Source organism: Kyrpidia sp. (assembly GCF_023512215.1).
GTDB lineage: Bacteria > Bacillota > Bacilli > Kyrpidiales > Kyrpidiaceae > Kyrpidia > Kyrpidia spormannii.
This window is the reverse complement of the sequence record NZ_JAILZZ010000031.1, coordinates 1-16046: the sequence shown is the minus strand read 5'-3', so window position 1 is coordinate 16046 and position 16046 is coordinate 1. Positions and strand designations below refer to the sequence as shown.

At 59.2% G+C, this 16046-nt stretch carries 17 protein-coding genes; 10 read left to right on the top strand and 7 right to left on the bottom strand.

The window, feature by feature from the left end:
• Positions 1-133 precede the first annotated feature (133 nt).
• The 10 genes from K6T64_RS11190 (at position 134) to K6T64_RS11145 (ending at position 11067) form a co-directional block, all read left to right on the top strand.
• Complete coding sequence (locus K6T64_RS11190) at positions 134-562, top strand: SCP2 sterol-binding domain-containing protein (RefSeq protein WP_197945610.1); 429 nt, start codon at positions 134-136, stop codon at positions 560-562.
• Positions 559-1602, top strand: coding sequence for an alcohol dehydrogenase family protein (locus K6T64_RS11185; RefSeq protein ID WP_288010200.1), 1044 nt, complete (start codon positions 559-561; stop codon positions 1600-1602). The genes K6T64_RS11190 and K6T64_RS11185 overlap by 4 nt, the downstream gene beginning before the upstream one ends.
• Positions 1603-1624: 22 nt before the next feature.
• Complete coding sequence (locus K6T64_RS11180; protein WP_288010198.1) at positions 1625-2521, top strand: R2-like ligand-binding oxidase; 897 nt, start codon at positions 1625-1627, stop codon at positions 2519-2521.
• A 6-nt stretch (positions 2522-2527) separates the two neighbouring features.
• A complete protein-coding gene (locus K6T64_RS11175) occupies positions 2528-4021 on the top strand; it encodes an aldehyde dehydrogenase family protein (RefSeq protein WP_288010197.1) in 1494 nt (497 codons plus the stop codon).
• Between the two features lie 89 nt (positions 4022-4110).
• The gene (locus K6T64_RS11170; RefSeq protein ID WP_288010195.1) at positions 4111-6573 is read left to right on the top strand and encodes a choice-of-anchor P family protein; all 2463 of its coding nucleotides are present in this window, start codon (positions 4111-4113) and stop codon (positions 6571-6573) included.
• A gap of 64 nt (positions 6574-6637) precedes the next feature.
• A complete protein-coding gene (locus K6T64_RS11165; RefSeq protein ID WP_288010194.1) occupies positions 6638-8389 on the top strand; it encodes an ABC1 kinase family protein in 1752 nt (583 codons plus the stop codon).
• A 113-nt stretch (positions 8390-8502) separates the two neighbouring features.
• Positions 8503-9051: a DUF6230 family protein gene (locus K6T64_RS11160; protein ID WP_288010193.1), complete on the top strand. Its 549-nt coding sequence runs from the start codon at positions 8503-8505 to the stop codon at positions 9049-9051.
• Positions 9052-9064: 13 nt separating this feature from the next.
• Positions 9065-9565 carry a DUF6114 domain-containing protein gene (locus K6T64_RS11155; RefSeq protein WP_288010191.1) on the top strand — a complete coding sequence of 167 codons (501 nt, stop codon included), beginning with the start codon at positions 9065-9067 and terminating at the stop codon, positions 9563-9565.
• A 23-nt stretch (positions 9566-9588) separates the two neighbouring features.
• Positions 9589-10659, top strand: coding sequence for a hypothetical protein (locus K6T64_RS11150; protein ID WP_288010189.1), 1071 nt, complete (start codon positions 9589-9591; stop codon positions 10657-10659).
• Positions 10660-10680: 21 nt separating this feature from the next.
• Positions 10681-11067: a hypothetical protein gene (locus K6T64_RS11145; RefSeq protein WP_288010187.1), complete on the top strand. Its 387-nt coding sequence runs from the start codon at positions 10681-10683 to the stop codon at positions 11065-11067.
• A 48-nt stretch (positions 11068-11115) separates the two neighbouring features.
• On the opposite strand, the gene K6T64_RS11140 is transcribed toward K6T64_RS11145, so the two are convergent.
• From K6T64_RS11140 to K6T64_RS11115, 7 genes are all read right to left on the bottom strand, one after another.
• Positions 11116-11784, bottom strand: coding sequence for a class D sortase (locus K6T64_RS11140; protein ID WP_288010186.1), 669 nt, complete (start codon positions 11782-11784; stop codon positions 11116-11118).
• A complete protein-coding gene (locus K6T64_RS16870; RefSeq protein ID WP_353737813.1) occupies positions 11775-11990 on the bottom strand; it encodes an LPXTG cell wall anchor domain-containing protein in 216 nt (71 codons plus the stop codon). Before K6T64_RS16870 ends, K6T64_RS11140 begins: the two co-directional genes overlap by 10 nt.
• A gap of 5 nt (positions 11991-11995) precedes the next feature.
• Positions 11996-12331 (bottom strand): hypothetical protein, encoded by a 336-nt coding sequence (locus K6T64_RS11135; RefSeq protein WP_288010184.1) that lies wholly within the window; start codon positions 12329-12331, stop codon positions 11996-11998.
• 399 nt (positions 12332-12730) lie between these two features.
• Positions 12731-12991 carry a hypothetical protein gene (locus K6T64_RS11130; RefSeq protein WP_288010183.1) on the bottom strand — a complete coding sequence of 87 codons (261 nt, stop codon included), beginning with the start codon at positions 12989-12991 and terminating at the stop codon, positions 12731-12733.
• Positions 12992-13099: 108 nt separating this feature from the next.
• Entirely contained in the window at positions 13100-13501 is a 402-nt protein-coding gene (locus K6T64_RS11125; RefSeq protein ID WP_232059696.1) for a hypothetical protein, read from the bottom strand.
• Between the two features lie 84 nt (positions 13502-13585).
• The gene (locus K6T64_RS11120) at positions 13586-14005 is read right to left on the bottom strand and encodes a hypothetical protein (RefSeq protein ID WP_288010181.1); all 420 of its coding nucleotides are present in this window, start codon (positions 14003-14005) and stop codon (positions 13586-13588) included.
• Between the two features lie 1829 nt (positions 14006-15834).
• The coding region (locus K6T64_RS11115) for a hypothetical protein (protein WP_288010179.1) at positions 15835-16046 on the bottom strand (212 nt) is incomplete at its 5' end.

Below are 16046 nucleotides of genomic sequence, written 5' to 3'. Positions count from 1 at the left end.
TCGTCCATAAACTTGTAGGGGTACCCCCGGAAGATAGGGGATAAAATTCCCCGAAAATGAGGTATTGTTTGATTTTATATGACGATTATATGATACTCACTGAACTGAGAATCAATCACGAGGGGGCGATGGGGTGGGGCTTGAGGCCTTTGGGCCCGAATGGGCGAAAGCGTGGGGGGAAAAGATCAATGCCAGTACGGCATACCGCCAGGCGGCGGGAACCTGGGAGTGGCCGCTCGTCTTAACGATGGAACGGGATCCGTCAGCGGGGGTTTCGGAAGACCGGTCGGTTTACCTGGACCTTTGGCACGGAGAATGTCGGGAGGCCCGGGCCGCGACGCCGGAGGATGTCGAATCGGTTCCTTATGTCATCAGCGCTGACCCGTATTCCTGGAAGCAGATTTTTGATCGAGAAGTCGAGCCGCTTACTGCCATGATGCGGGGCCGTCTCAGGTTGGTGAAGGGGAATTTGTCCACTTTGTCAGCTTACGTGATGGCGGCAAAATATCTGGTGGAATCATCGTTGGAAGTGGAGACCGACTTTCCGGAGGGACTGCAATGAAGGCGGTCGTTTTTCGGGATGTCGGCCAGGTTTCGGTGGAGTCGGTGGAGGATCCAAAGATCCTTCAGCCCGGTGACGCGCTCATCCGGGTGACCACCGCTGCGATCTGTGGCTCAGATCTCCATCTGTACCACGGCCGGATTCCCGGTGTTCTTCCGGGTATGATCATGGGCCACGAGTACGTGGGAATTGTGGAGGAGGTGGGGTCCGCTGTTTCCGCCGTGCGCAAAGGTGATCGGGTGGTGGGCGCTTTTCACGTGGCTTGCGGGCACTGCCGTGCATGTCGAAGCGGGTACTTCAACCAGTGCTCTCAGGGCGGGGTGCTCGGCTACGGGATGGCTTTCGGCGATTTGGCGGGAACCCAGTCTGAATATGCGCGCATTCCCTTTGCCGATTGGACCCTTCGCAGGGTACCCGATGAGCTGACCGACGAGCAGGCGCTGTTTTCGGGGGATATTCTTTCCACCGCCTACGGGGCGGTGAGGAATGCCGGCCTTCGCCCGGGGGAAACTGCAGCGGTCATCGGGTGCGGACCCGTGGGGCTCATGGCGGTCATGAGTGCCCTCGCGTGCGGAGCTTCCCGGGTGTTTGCCGTGGACCTCGTGAAATCGAGGACCGACGCGGCGGCCCGGTTCGGTGCGATCCCCGTTCCCTCGGGGGAAGTCAATCCGGTGGCGAGGATCAATGAAGGAACGGACGGAGAAGGGGCCGACGTGGTCATTGAGGCGGTGGGTGGCATCCAGACGTTGAGGCTTGCTTTTCAGTTGGTTCGCGGAGGCGGGCGGATTTCGGCGGTGGGCATCGCTTCGGAGGAACAGTTTCCGTTTCCGTTGGCCCAGACCTTGGTCAAAGACATCACATTTCGGATTGGAGTTGCCAATGTTCATCGGGACATCGATACGACCCTGGCGCTTGTCCGGGCCGGTCGGATCGACCCGACCGCGGTGATCACCCACCGGGTTTCCTTGCATGACGCCCCGGAAGCCTACCGACTGTTCGATCGCAAGGAAGCGGGGAAAGTGGTCTTGCGCTTGTCGTAATACGAATTCGGGGGGATGGATTGTGCGGGTTTATCAGACCACCAGCGAGAACGGGCTCAATCACGCCCTTCTTCCCATGCGGCTTTATCACAAGGCGAAACGGCTTGGCACATGGGATCCGAAAGAGATCGATTTCACCCAGGACATTGAAGATTGGAAGACCCTTGACGAGCGGGAACAAGAGACGGTGTTGCGCCTGTGCTCTCTGTTTCAGGCCGGGGAAGAGGCGGTCACCCGGGATTTGCTTCCCCTGATTCAGGTGATTGCCGAGGAAGGGCGCCTGGAAGAAGAGATGTTTCTCACCACCTTTTTATTTGAGGAAGCGAAACACACGGAGTTGTTCCGGCGTGTGTTGGATGAGGTGATCGGAGCCAAAGGCGACCTTGCCGGGTGGCACCAAGAGAATTACCGGAAGATTTTTTACGAATTTCTGCCCGAAGCCATGAACCGGCTGAAGGAGGACCCGTCTCCCGAGGCCCAGGCGGAGGCCTCGGTGACTTACAACATGGTGGTGGAAGGCGTGCTGGCCGAGACTGGGTACTACAGCTTTTTTAACGGACTGGGGAGGGTGGGGAAGATGCCGGGGCTCATCAAGGCCGTTCATCTTCTGCGCCAGGATGAGTCCCGACACATCGGATACGGCACCTATCTCTTATCCCGGCTGGTGGCGGAACATGAACAGATCTGGGAGGTTATCAACCGCCGCATGGGCATCCTTTTGCCCTACGCGATCGGGGTGGTCAACGACACCTATGAAGGTCAGGAAGAGCCCTATCCGTTCGGAATGACCCAGGAGGAGACGGTAGAGTTTTCCACACGGCAGTTCCGGACCCGCATGGAGGTCTTGGAAAGAGCCCGGGGCCGGTCGGTGGAGGAAATTTACGCCCTCAGTGAGACGGTTGTCGGTGTTGAGGGGTGACGGTCGATGAGTTCGAGCCTGGAGTTGCCGGCGGTTTCCGAGTCGGTTCGCCGGTTTGTCGGCGAGGGGCCGAAACGGCTGCTCGTCGGGGGAAGGTGGATTCCGTCCCAATCGGGGCGCTGTTTCGAGACACTGGATCCCGCCACCGGCGACGTGTTAACCACGGTTTACGAGGCCGGCGAAGAGGAGGTTGAAGCAGCGGTACAAGCGGCGCGGCGGGCTTTGGATGGGCCGTGGAAATCCCTGTCCCCCGCTGAACGGGGAAGGTTGCTGTGGCGGCTTTCCGACCTCCTTGAAGCGCATGCCGATGAGTTGGCACAACTGGAATCGCTAGACACGGGAAAACCCCTCACCGAGACCATGCTCGTCGATATTCCGTACACTGTTGATCATTTTCGCTATTACGCCGGCTGGACCACGAAGTTGTCCGGGGAGGTTCTACCGGTGTCTGCCCCGGGGCAGTACCTGGCTTACACCCGTCGGGAACCTGTGGGTGTAGTCGGGGCGATCGTACCATGGAATTTTCCCCTCATGATTGCCGCCTGGAAAGTGGCTCCCGCCCTGGCCTGTGGGAATACCGTGGTGCTCAAGCCTTCGGAGCTGACCCCGCTCACCGCTTTGCGCTTGGGTGAGTTGGTTTTGGAGGCCGGAATACCCAGGGGGGTGCTCAATGTCGTTCCCGGATTCGGCCACGTGGCCGGGGCCGCCCTGACCCGGCACCCGGGTGTCGATAAAGTCAGTTTTACGGGATCGACGCGGGTCGGTCGGGAAATCGTTCAGGCGGCCGCGGGCAATTTTAAGCGGGTCACCCTGGAACTCGGGGGCAAATCCCCGAACATTGTTTTTCCCGATGCGGATCCCGATGCGGTAGCGGGCGGAATCATGATGAGCATCTTTTTTAATCAAGGGGAAGTGTGCTGTGCCGGATCGCGATTATACCTCCACAAGCGGGCGTACGATGGGGTGCTCGCGGCGGTGGTGGACCGGGCTCGGTCGGTCCGCCAGGGTGTGGGAGTGGACATGGCGACCCAAATGGGGCCTCTTGTGAGCGAGCCACACATGAAACGGGTGCTGGATTACATCGAAAGGGGGGTGGGAGAGGGCGCCCGGGTGTTGACCGGGGCGAAACGCAAAGGAGACCGGGGGTATTTTGTTGAGCCGACGGTCCTGGAAGCGAGGGACGAAATGGTGGTGGCCCGGGAGGAGATTTTCGGACCGGTCTTGGCGGTGATGCCCTTCGAGGATGTCAGCGATGTCGTGCGCCGGGCGAATGCCAGTGACTACGGGCTGGCTGCGGGGGTGTGGACGGCCGACGTGAGACAGGCGCTTCGCGTCGCCCATGAACTTCGCGCCGGAACGGTGTGGGTGAACGGCTACAATTTGCTTGATCCCACCAGTCCTTGGGGTGGTTTTGGACACAGCGGCTGGGGCCGGGAGATGGGGCTCTACGCCTTGGAGCATTATACCGAGGTGAAAAGCGTCTGGGTGAATTTATCGTAAATTCTTGAGAACCTAGGCCAGATCGACGCGGGAGAATGGGTAAAGGCGAGAGAGCTCGTCGATGCACGCAGTGGAGGGAGTTGCGAGTTATGCGGGGTAAGCGAACTGAAGGGTGGAAGCGGAAAAGGAGGCGGCTGGCTGCAGGGGCTTTGGCGGCCGCCTTGGTTCTTCCCGCGGCAGTGCCGTGGGGAGGTGCGGCGTCGGCCAGTGATGGCCAGGATTATTCCGGAAATGGTTCCGCCACGGCGGTGCAGGTCAGTATCTTGTCAGGGTTGTCGGCGGGGAGTGCCGCCGGTTCGGGAAGCTCCGTCGGCCATGCGTTAATTGGGTTGGGCGGGGCTACGGGCCTGCTTGGCGGCCTCACAAATACGCTGGGGAAGGTCGTGGGTGGAGTGGTAGGCGGGGTAACCGGTCTTGTGGGTGGCCTTTTGGGCGGGTCATCCGGGGGCTCGGGGAATGGGGGTGGCACTGCTTCGGGTACCACAGATACCAGTTCCGGAAGCCCGGCGACGGGGCAGACCGGCAGTGCCGGCGGGGCAGGCGGAGGGCCGGATAGCTTGCTCGGTGGCCTGACGGGGCCGGTAACAGGTTTGACGGGAACCATTGGAGGGCTCACGGGTACGGTGGGAGGTCTGAGCGGTGCGGTGGGCAATACGGTGGGAGGTCTGAGCGGTGCGGTGGGCAATACGGTGGGAGGCCTCGTCGGGGGGTTGACCGGAACCTTGGGCGGGTTGACAGGAGGTCTGACGGGATCTAATTCGGGCGGCAGCGCCGCTGGGGATGTTCCAGCGGGTACATCCGTGCAGATCGGGGTCAGCCAAGCCTCCCTGGACAGCGCGGCGGCCAAGCCTTCCCAAGCCGATGCGTATCCTCTCGGGGTTCAAGCTCCCGGGGCGGGGATGGTCAAACCTCTTGGGGCTCATGCCGAAGCGCCGCCGGACTCGGAAGATGGAGGCCCGATTCCCGATGTCAATGCCGGGGGTGTCCAGGCGAAGCTCCTCAATGCCCGCGCCAAGGCGGTGTGGGAAGGGGGCTACCCGGCTTCCGAGTCGAATACGTCCACGGCAAATGTCGGGGCTCTGGGACTTTTGAATCTCGGGGCCGTCGAAACATCGACTTCGGTGACCACTGACCCCTCGGGGGCGCTGACGACCACATCCCACATGCATGTGGCCGATCTCTCCCTGGCAGGGGTGGTCAAAATCGCGGCTTTGGACGCGACGGTCACGGCAACGGCGAACGGCCAGAGCGGCGGCGCGAAAGTCACGTCGGATTTTCCTGCGGTTAAGCTCTCGATTCTTGGTATTCCTTACGAAATTCAGTCAGGTCAAGTTTTAAATATTCCGGGAGTTGCTAAAGTTACTCTTGGGGAAGTCGGCAAACAGGAGGATCCCGCCGGCCTGACGGCGTCAGGTTCGGGCAGCGGGTTGACCATTGAACTGCTCGGGGCCTTGTTCAACGGGATTACGGTACAAATCGGCGCCGTTCACGCGGATGCGAAGGTGCCCGAGGGCGGGATTCCGTTTCAGGCTCCCTACACCCTCGCAAAAACCGCTGTGCGAGACACGGTGGAGCCCGGGGGTGAGATCGAATATCACCTGGTATACAACATCACCCGGGATATTCCAGGGGTGCAGATCAAGGACCCGCTTCCGGACCACACGAGCTTCGTCAGTGCCGACTCTGGAGGTACTTATGATCCTTCCCAAAATGCCGTGATCTGGAATTTAGGGGACCAGAAAAAGGATGACGGCGGTGTTTTGACTTTTAGGGTCAAAGTGGATCCGGCAACTCCGGAAGGGACCGTGATTGCGAATACAGCAACGATCTCGGCGCCCGGGGCCGAGCCGGTGTCCTCCCAGACGGTGGACGTGACCGTAGGGGCAAAGGTCCACATTCCCTTCCTAATCGGCTACCCGGATGGCACTTTCCGTCCCGATCGATCGGTGACCCGGGCAGAGTTGGCAACCATTGTTGCCCATATCATGAAATTGCAAGATTACACGAATCAACCGATTTCCTTCCGGGACGTGCCCAGCAACTACTGGGCGAGGCCCTTTATCGCAGCGGTCACGGCCAAACATCTTTTCCCGACCTTTAACGACCAAACCTTCAGGCCGGATCAACCGGCCACCCGGGCCGAGGTGGCAGCGGTTATGGTGCGGATGCAACAGACAGACCCTGTCGAGTTTGCCAAACTCCCCGCCGGGGCGAAGGCCACGTTCACTGATGTCCCAGCGGGATACTGGGCCTATAACGACATTGAGACCGCTGTGCGCCTTGGGTTTCTATCTGGATATCCGGATGGACATTTTGGACCGGATGATCCGGTGACCCGGGCTCAGGTGGTATCCCTGTTGGGCCGGGCCCTGGGCCGGGGGCCTTTAGTAGACGGCAAAATCCCCGTGGTCCAGCACTACCCGGATGTGGCTCCCGGCTCCTGGTACTTCGGATGGGTTGAGGAGGCCACCCGTTATGGACATAAAGGGGTCTACGTGGAAGGCCACGGCGAAGAGCTACAAAGCTATGTGCCGGATGTGAATGTGTGGTAAGGAATGTCCGGGGGCTTTTCGCCCCCGGGCTTCACGGTGTACCGGAAAGGAGGAGAGGACGGCCATGGGGACGATGTCGGCGGAATACGTGCGGGCCCCTATCCATGCACTGAGCCTCGAGGAGAAAGAAGAGATATCCCGACGGATTGCCGCGATGCGGGCGGGGATCACCAGGGGACGGCGGTATCGGGCCATCGCCCGGGCTCTGTCCAAACACGGTCTTCTCCATCTGTTCCAGGACCGGGGCCGACTCCGCCTTTTCGGCCGACGTGCCCGGGCAGAGGAGGACGAACTTCGCCAGATTGGTCGGCGGTTGCGTTTGGTGTTTGAAGAACTGGGGCCCACCTTTATTAAACTGGGTCAGGTGCTGGTCACCCGCCAAGAGCTGATCCCGGAGCCCATTACCCAGGAGTTGGCGGAACTCCTGGACGAAGTGCCACCGATGCCTTTTCCGTATTTGGCCGCGGTCATGGAGGACGAACTTCCCGGGGGTTTGGATACCTTTGAATGGATCGATCCGGACCCCGTCGGCTCGGCGTCCCTTGCCCAAGTGTACAAGGCAAAGCTCAAAGATGGTCGCTTATGTGCGGTGAAAGTCGTGCGCCCCTTAGTGGGCGACCTTTTTCAAACGGATATCGCGATTATCCGAAGGCTAGTGCGCCGCATCCAACGGCGCCTGCCTCCGCGACTGGCTGTGTCCGTGGACTTGCCCGGGCTGATCGATGACTATTACAGCAGTTCAACGAACGAGCTCGATATGCGCATTGAAGCGCGAAATATGGAGGAGCACCGACGAATCGCCGCTGAATTTGAAACTTTGCACGTACCGACCATTTACGAAGTTACCGAGCACGTGTTGGTCATGGAATATATCGATGGATGGAATCTCAAGGAATTTCCCGTCGATTTTTTGGATTTTGAAGAGAGATTTACGCGCATGGTGGATTTGGCGCATTATTATATAAAAACGTTTGTCGAAGGATTTTATCACGCTGATCCCCACGGTTCCAACATCATGATCGACCGGCACAGCAGGAAAGCGGTCATGCTCGATTGGGGCATGGTGGGACGGATGGATAGCCTGCATACTGAAGCGATTTTTCGGATGTTGTTGCACTGTCGGTTGAACCAAGCGGAAGATGCCGCCGAGGCCGCCCTGGACATCATTCAGCCGACGGTGTACACGAATCCGATTCATCTAAAAGACCAGTTGCGTTCGATGTTGATTCACTATGTCAACAGCGAGCAGGCCAGTCGGTACAACTGGGGCAATATGGTGATTCAAATCATCACCATCGGCATGAAAAATGCTTGCCGAATTCCCAACGGATTGGCGCTTTGGGCCAAGGGGTTTTCAGCGGCAGAAGGGACCGCCCGGTGGCTTTGTCCCGAGATCACCTATCACACAGTGGTGGAAAGCGCCGATGTGCAGATTCTGCGCCGGTGGCTGGGCAGGCGGTTCAATTACCGCGCCAACGCCAGCCTCGTGTCGGAAACCGCAAAACTGATCGGCACCCTCCCCCGCAGGCTGAATAAGATTCTCGATCGCCTCGTGTGGAACGACCTGAAGTTGGTGGTGGAAGGCCGGCTGTCCCCGGATGTCGTCCGCTCCACCAACCGGATGGTCAGTCGATTCACCCTCGGCCTGATGTCCGCAGGATTTTTCGTTGGGGGAGCGGTGCTTGTCAGTTCCGGTCCCGCAGGGCTCGCTGTCGTGCCCGGCGGGAGAGGTCTCGCGGCAGCCGTGCTCTGGGGATCCGCCGTGCTGGCGCTGGGGGTGCTGTGGAGTGCCTTTCGCTCCCGGCGACAGGGGTGACGCGAGCGAAAGGGCTTGGGGAGAGGGTAAAAAGGTCTGGCTCTCTCCAAAACGGCCGGGCTCGATGGACTCGATGATCCCAGGAGATTGACGAGAGATCGGAGGGAGAACAGGTGGGATACCGGTGGAAATGGTTTCTTTACAGCATGAGCGGGGCGCTGGCTTTGTTGTTTGCTCTGGTGTTCGGGATTTGGAAAGGCGGGGTAGCCCTGGCGGTACCGGTTGCCGGAATCGGGAGCTTTTATATTGAGGCGGACCAGATCGACGTAACGAACTTTAAACTCCTACCGAAAATCGGAGAGAGCAGTGAATCGAGTGTGGTGCCCCAGGGGGCTTCCACCCTGGATGCGACCATCAAGGGCATGAAACTGTACAAAGATATCGACATGCCCGGCAAGGGTCGGGTCCGGGTGTTGATCACCGCTGCCGGGGACGTCAAAGCGTCTGGCTTGACCCTGGATTTAAGCCGGCTCAGCAGCGACGGGTCCTTCACCCAATTGGAGGTGGCGGAACACAACGACACGGATCCCACTAAGAAATTTTCCATGGGCGCGAGTTCCATTGTCTTAAACAAGCCGGTAATCGAGGGCCATTATCTCTTTGCCAACAGCATTTCGTTGCCCGGCATGGTCATGCAGTTTGAATTAAACCCGAGCCAGTGAGGAGGGGGGCGCCGTGGTAGAGGGGATGGATGTGAGGCCGAGGGAAGGGGACTCACCAGGTGACGGAGATCCCGCGCGGGCGAAAAACATACCCGAGATCAGAGCGATGCGCCGACGGCCCCGGGCGGGGTTGACCCTCGTTACGCTGGCGGGGCTTCTCATCGTTTGGATTCCAGCCAATTTGTACTGGTTGGCTTTCGTGCCCGGCAGTTTTGCATTCGCCGGACTCCTGTTTGGATCTTTGGTGCTCGCCTGTGGCGTGGTGGGTTGGATCATGCCGCGTTACGTTAGGCTTCTCGGCGTCTTTGCGATCATCGTATCGATTCTGTCGATCATCGGAGCCCTGGGCGGGATGATCATCGGCATGTTGCTCGGTATCATTGGGGGAGCTCTGTGCGTGGCTTGGAGTCCGAAAGACCGGGCGACTTCCGAAGATGCGGGTGCCGGATCTGCGTCGGCGGGGGGAGCAGTGACGTTGCCCGCGGACGGGATGTGGAATCGGTGGTTTCGATGACTAGGAGAAGAGGACGGTGGTTTATGGGGCTTACGGCCGCGATGGCGCTGGGGATCGGGGTTCCAGCTGCCCAGGCTGCGGTGCCCCCACTCGGGGTACTGGCATCTTCTCCTGCGGGGGATGGGGGAGTCGTGGTGCGGGCCGCCCGGATCACCGCCGAAGGGCTGCTCCCGACCCTGGCCCAGGGCTCGGATGGCGGTGTGGTGATTCGTTTGTATATCGCCCATGCGACCGCGTACGGGATGCACCTCATTCGAAATCAGGCGCTGGGCGGAACCAGTTGGGGGCTTGGCATCGACAGTCCTGGACCGGTGGAGCTCACGGATCTCACCGCAGACGTAACGGCGCTGGGCATGCGGGGAGTGGGGTTGAAACTGGACGTCAGGGTTCCCGGATTGACCTTGACCGATGTGTATCTCCGGTGTGACCGACTGACTGCTGCCCAGGTTTCTTTGCCTTCTATGGTACTGAAGACGGAGCCCACGGTGCCTGACCAAGGTACCGCGCCCCTGCTCGATTTGCGCACTTTGGTGCCCGTGAACGGCCAGGGTCTTGCGGACCTGATCAACGGAATTCTGTCAGGGTCAGGCATAGGAACCGAAGCGAAAGACGCCCAGGGAAAATCCACCACCGCCAACCCCGGTTCGGGTTCCGGAACAGAAGTGAATGGCAGCGTCCCCGCCGGCGGCGGGGAGCATGGCGGGACATCGGGTGGGCCCGGGACTCCCGCACCCAGTCCTTCTGATTTCAGCCCGGCCTGGAGACCCTTGCCACCCCGCGGACAGGGTTCCGCCGGATCTGGAGCCTCGGGAGGTCCCCCTCAGGAACAATCTCCGGGCACTGAGCCGGCGATGGGGGAACGGATGCCGCCCGCCCTGGGCATGCCGCCGGAACTTTTGCCATTCTCGGGTGACAGGACCCCGGGGGGTGGGACGTCTCATCCGTCCACCGGGCCGCAGGCGGGAGGCACGGTGGAACAATCTCCGGCTCAGTCCACCGGCGAGGCACCTGCCGAAAACCCCGCTCCCGTCGGCTCCATAAACGGTACGTCGGGACTGGATTCCTTGCCCCGCTCCCTGCTTGGCGGGCGGTGAATCGATTGTGGAGGTTGCGCCATGGATAAGAAGATGACGATGGAAGCGCGTATTGAAGCTTTTTATCGGCAAAGCGGAGGTCCCCATAATCCGCGGATTGATAAATTGCTGCAAAAACATTTGCTTTACGGTAAGGATCACGGCATGCCCGGGTATCGCGAAACCTTTGCCGACGCTTTGATGGACGTGGTTCTTCAGGATCCGAGCTTGCTGCTTCTTTTCGAGCGCATTCAACGCAGTCGAGTTGCCCGCTCGGACCATTCAAAATGGGAGGCGCTCGAGCAGCGCCTGGAACGGAGGTTTCAAAAAATAGAAGCGGAGCTGCAGGCCATTCAGGCGCGGCTCGATGAGTTGGCGGGATGCATGGAGTCTGGGAGCATGCCCAAGATCGATTCCCTCGACCGCTGAAGGTGCAGGCGGCCCGGAGTTTGGGGAGTGCCCCACCCCGGTACAAATCTATCCACCACTTGTCGTTTGGTGGTGTGGTGCTGCCGTATGAGGACGTGGGCTTTCAATCAACTCGGCGTGTACCAGGTACCGGTCGGGTGCGAAGCCAAAATAAAAAAAAGGATAACACGTCTGCAATGTGATCGTTTGCTCAGGGTGAGATGAATGAAGTACACTCACGTCCGTTTCTGGGACGATGGTTGTGGAAGTGACCTTGTACACAAAATCCCCGTACAATGTGTGAAATACGATGGTATCTCCGATCTTGATTCCCCGCAAAGATGCGAAGACCGTATCCCGGTGGCCAGCGATGTAAACATTGCCTAGTTGCCCGGGAAGGGCACTGGTCATCCAGTGCCCAGCCCCTTGTTCCAGTTGGTCGGGGTCGGTGCCTTGCACCACGGGGACGCGCATATGGAGAGAAGGGATTTCAAGATCGCCGATTTTTGTTCCCGGTTCTGGGGTCACGGGCCACAACTTCGTCCTTTCGCGCTGAGGCGGAGAGTAAGCCGGAAGGGACGATCGCCCGATGCCCAAGAGTTGATGGGTGTATCGCCATCCAAAGTAAGCGATCATTGTCGTCCCCGTGGTCAACCAGACACCGAGGGCGATTCGAATCAGAATGCTGAAGGCGTGTCGAAGCCGGTGGAGGGAAACCACTGATTTCGTTACCGCCACGATTGCAACAACCTCCGTATGGGTCGGATGAGTAAAATGCCCGAAATCAGCATGAGAAGTCCGGCAAGAATATATAAGGGTGAGTTAGTGCCAGTATTGGGTAGAACGGTTGGCGTCGGTTGAGCAACTGGCTGGGTATTCGTGCCGCTAGACCCGCTGGTTGTGCCCGATGTTTGGGGCGGGTTGCCGCTGCCTTCGTGATTCACAGGGGTTATAGTGGTGCCCCCAGATGATCCCCAGGCAGAGCCGGTATTCTCCCCGGATCCACCTGACGGGCTCCCGATAGGCTGTGTGTCGGTACCACCGCCGGGGTTGGTCTGTCCGCTACCGGAGCCGCCACCACCGCCGGGGTTGGTCTGTCCGCTACCGGAGCCGCCACCGCCACCGGGGTTTGTCTCTCCGCCTCCGGAGCCCCCGCCACCACCGGGATTCGTGCCGCCGCCACCACCGGGATTCGTGCCGCCGCCACCACCGGGATTCGTGCCGCCGCCACCGCAAGGGCCGGCACTACAACCGCCAGCGGGTAGCGTGATGGTTCCGGCCCCACTGCTGTTTACCACATCGGCCGCATGTTGTAACACTTCCTTGGTCGACGGCCCGATATCCGGGACGGAAAACGTCGTTCCGGGTGATGGCATCCCTCCGGGACTGCCTGAGGAGGCATTGGTCCCTCCTGGGGACGGAATCGACGTACCTACGGTTTGCTGCATGGTTTGCAATGGATTGCCGACGACTTGGCGAATCTGATTCAGGGTAGTCCCAATCGACTCGCTCAGGGAATTGACATGCCCTGCGTTACCGTCGGCCGCCGCGGCCGGAAGGGCGCCGGCCGCCGACAGCAGCAAGGCCGAAAAGCCGGCGCTGAACATCCATTTTCTGTTCATAGTCTCCTTTTCTCTCCTTCTGTCATCGGGCCGCTGCACCCGATAATCGGGCGAACCCGCATCTACTTCGGCATTTCAGGCAAGGTGACGTGAGTCTCCGATTGAACGGAGATGACCGCCCCTTGTCCCAGATTGACCGTTGTGCCGGTGGAAGCGGAATATTGCCCAGGTCCGACTTCCTGCAATTGTTGTTGTTGATTCCACGAGGCCATCGGGGTCTGAACCGTGATAGACACTCCCCCTTGGGGAGGAGCGGGCGGATTCGGTGAACTTAGGGTCAGCCACGGGAGAAACAAAGGAATTATCGACCAAATCGGATTCATCAGTTAACCTCCTCGCTTTGATCTCCGGTTAGATCGAAGGGGCATAGCCGGGTGCCCAGTACGGGCCGAGGCCGGAACCGAAATCCCGGCCTCGAACGTCAGCCGTGGTTATTTCAACAAACCGCCGAGCAGGCCTCCTAAACCGTTGGTCAGCGATTGAACCGTCGAAGCCAAGCCATAACCACCGCTCGTGGAAGCGCTGGCCGACAGGCCGTTGGGTCCGCTCAGGGCGGCTGTCGTGTTATATGTACCCCCCAGTATGCCCCCTAGCAATCCCGTCAGGCCATCTTGTTTCGCTCCGTACGTCGACCCCGCCTGGATGCTGACACCTTGAGATGGAATGGTGGCGGTCACTAGACTACCGGAAGAAATGTTGGTGCTTCCCACGAGGTTGTTGACGGCCCCGAGGACATCCCCCAGACCGCCGTCAGCTGCGAACGCCGGAGCGGTCGCTCCTCCCACTGTCAATAAGGTTGAGAGCGCAGCGCTGAGCATCCATTTGTTTTTCATCTTCACGAACCCCTTTCGCAATTTCTTCACGAGACATTGTTTGACCGGGACGGGTGGATGCATCGATTCTCCTGCGGGAGCTTGTCACCGGCCGCCGCCCAGGGCGCTTCCCAGACCGCTTAAGAGATTTCCCAGCGCCTGGGTAGAAGAAGCCAGCCCCCAACTGCCGCTCGCCGACGTACTGGCCGAGTAGCCGGCATAAGAAGCCGAAGCCGAAGTGCCGGCTGTACCCCCGAGAATTCCTCCGCTGACCAGCCCAGTCAAGCCAGGTTGATTCACAGAGTTGACGGCTTTCGCAGTTACCACCGCGTCTCCAACTTGCACACACACTGCGCTCTGGGCATCGACATTTGAGCTGCCCAAAAGACTTCCTATAGCACCGAGCAAATTTCCCAGTCCGCTGGCGGGAGCCGGGGTGGGAGTGCTGTCTGCGGCAAAAACGGGCACTACACTCCCGAGGCTGAGGGCGGCAGACAGTCCCAACGACAACATCCACTTGCGCATTCCTACACAACTCCTTTCATGGTTGAGTTCGGTGCCGATTATACTTGGTTTCCGTCCCTGCCAAAAATAGTGAATTGGGCCCATTTGCTCGACAGCATTCGACAACACTTACAAAATGATTGTGATTATATCACGTACTAGTATGGCGTCTAAGAAAAATTTCCCAGTTATATCAGGGGCGGTTTCTTTTCGGAGCAATAACAGGACTGTAAAACGTCATCAGATAGTCACAATATTGTCATAAAAATTAGTTCAATAGACCTATTAAATGTCGAAAAAAATTTTCGCGCGTTAATCGATTTGGTCTTAAAGAATCATTTTTGAATATTGGATGGGAAAACTTTCCGTTCGATCTTTGGATGGGACTGCGAAGTCGAATGACGGTGAAATTCGATTAAAATGAGAGCCCAGTGCACCGCTTGCCGCTCTTTCGTCACTCAGCGGGCTGGAAATCCAGTTGGAGATGTTGATACAATCAAGAGGAAATCAAAGGGAAACTTGGTTTAAAGTCCAAGAGAAAAACGAGACGGGAGGAGAGGTTGTGTGCGAGGTTGGCAATGGGTGATGGGTGCGGGGGTGTTGGGTATCGGCGTTGTGTTGTGCCCATGGCCAACTAGCCCAGGTAACCCGCAAACCGTGGGAGAGATGATATCACTGCTTGTAACCAGACAACGACCGGACGTCTCTACGGCGGGATCCGCCAAATCCCCTCCGGTTCTTGCTGCTGCAGTTCCGGTGCTTCAGTTGGGTGCTCGGTGGGCTCCGTCTTCGCCTGAGCAGTCCAGTTGGCTGATTCTCGGCGGTACGGATGGCGCCCAAGACGAGAATGCGTCTGGCGAAGCCGGTAGCCTCGGGGCCCTCGGGTGGCTGGGCCGCCCGGATGCGAGCACAGGTTCGGTGACGTTTATTGAAACTTTGCGAACATTTGGCTGGCCTGGTTCGGATTTTGCATACAACCCACTCCCAGGGTCTCGGGGTACAGCGGCTCTGTCTCTCAGTGCGTCCAAGGGGACCCCGGCGTTGGTGCCAGAAGAAAGCGGGGCCTCTGGGGAACATGCACGTTCCGAGGATGTAGGTGGGCCGATTTATCACGCAACCACGAACCCTTGGCCTTTTCCGAGGAGTTCCGGCAGGTCTTATCGCAGTAGCGTTACAGCACCACTCGTGTCGTCTAGGCCATCCACTCCCGAGCGACCCAAACCGGTCCAACCGCCTGTACCGACAGTTCCGGATGGGAGTGTCAACCTGCCGAAACCCGTTCTGACGCCCGAGCCGCCGAAAGTGATAAATCCTCCTGTTGCTGTGATTACTCCGCCGGCCCTACCCGTACTGCCAGCTTTGCCCAAGCTACCGGTTTTACCTGATCTGCCGACTTTGCCGGGTATTCCTGAAATTGGCAAGCCAGAGTCCGGTGGCAAAACTGGGCCCAGCGTGTCGCGCCTCGAACCGGGGGCGTTGATCGAATCATGGTTCGGCCACGTGTTCGGTGCCCTTGTTCCCGAAAAGAATGCCGGACTTTTCCCGATGCTTCCCTTTGATCCGACGACCCAAAGTCCAGCGGGGGTTTCCGGCCAAAAGGCGAAGGCGCCAATCCCCGGTGGGTTACTTTCCTGGCCCGAACAGTTTCAGGTGCCCGCTCCGGGAGACGGTGCGAATCGTTCTCTCGACATGCCAAAGACTGTCGCGAATCCTGACGCTGCCGTATCCAGAGTTTCTGAGGACAAGCCCCAATCTCCTTGGGGTTCCGTTTCATTGTTTGGTTCGGGTCGGGAGTGGATGGGCCGTGCGGAAGTACGAGGAGACCAGGGAAATGGTTCGAGTGGATCCTCTCAAAATCCCCCGTCCTTGGGCACCGCGGGTTCGTGGAGATCTGTGAGTTCCGTTCTCCAGATCCCAGGGGTTTCCGTGGGGAGCACTTCCAGGGACAGAGGTGGGGTGTCGACGGGGCACACTGGGCCAGCGCATTCCGAGACTCGATCCACACCGGCGTCCGTCGGGGGAGATTCGAGTGCTGTCCGGGGGACATCTTGGGGTTCACCGG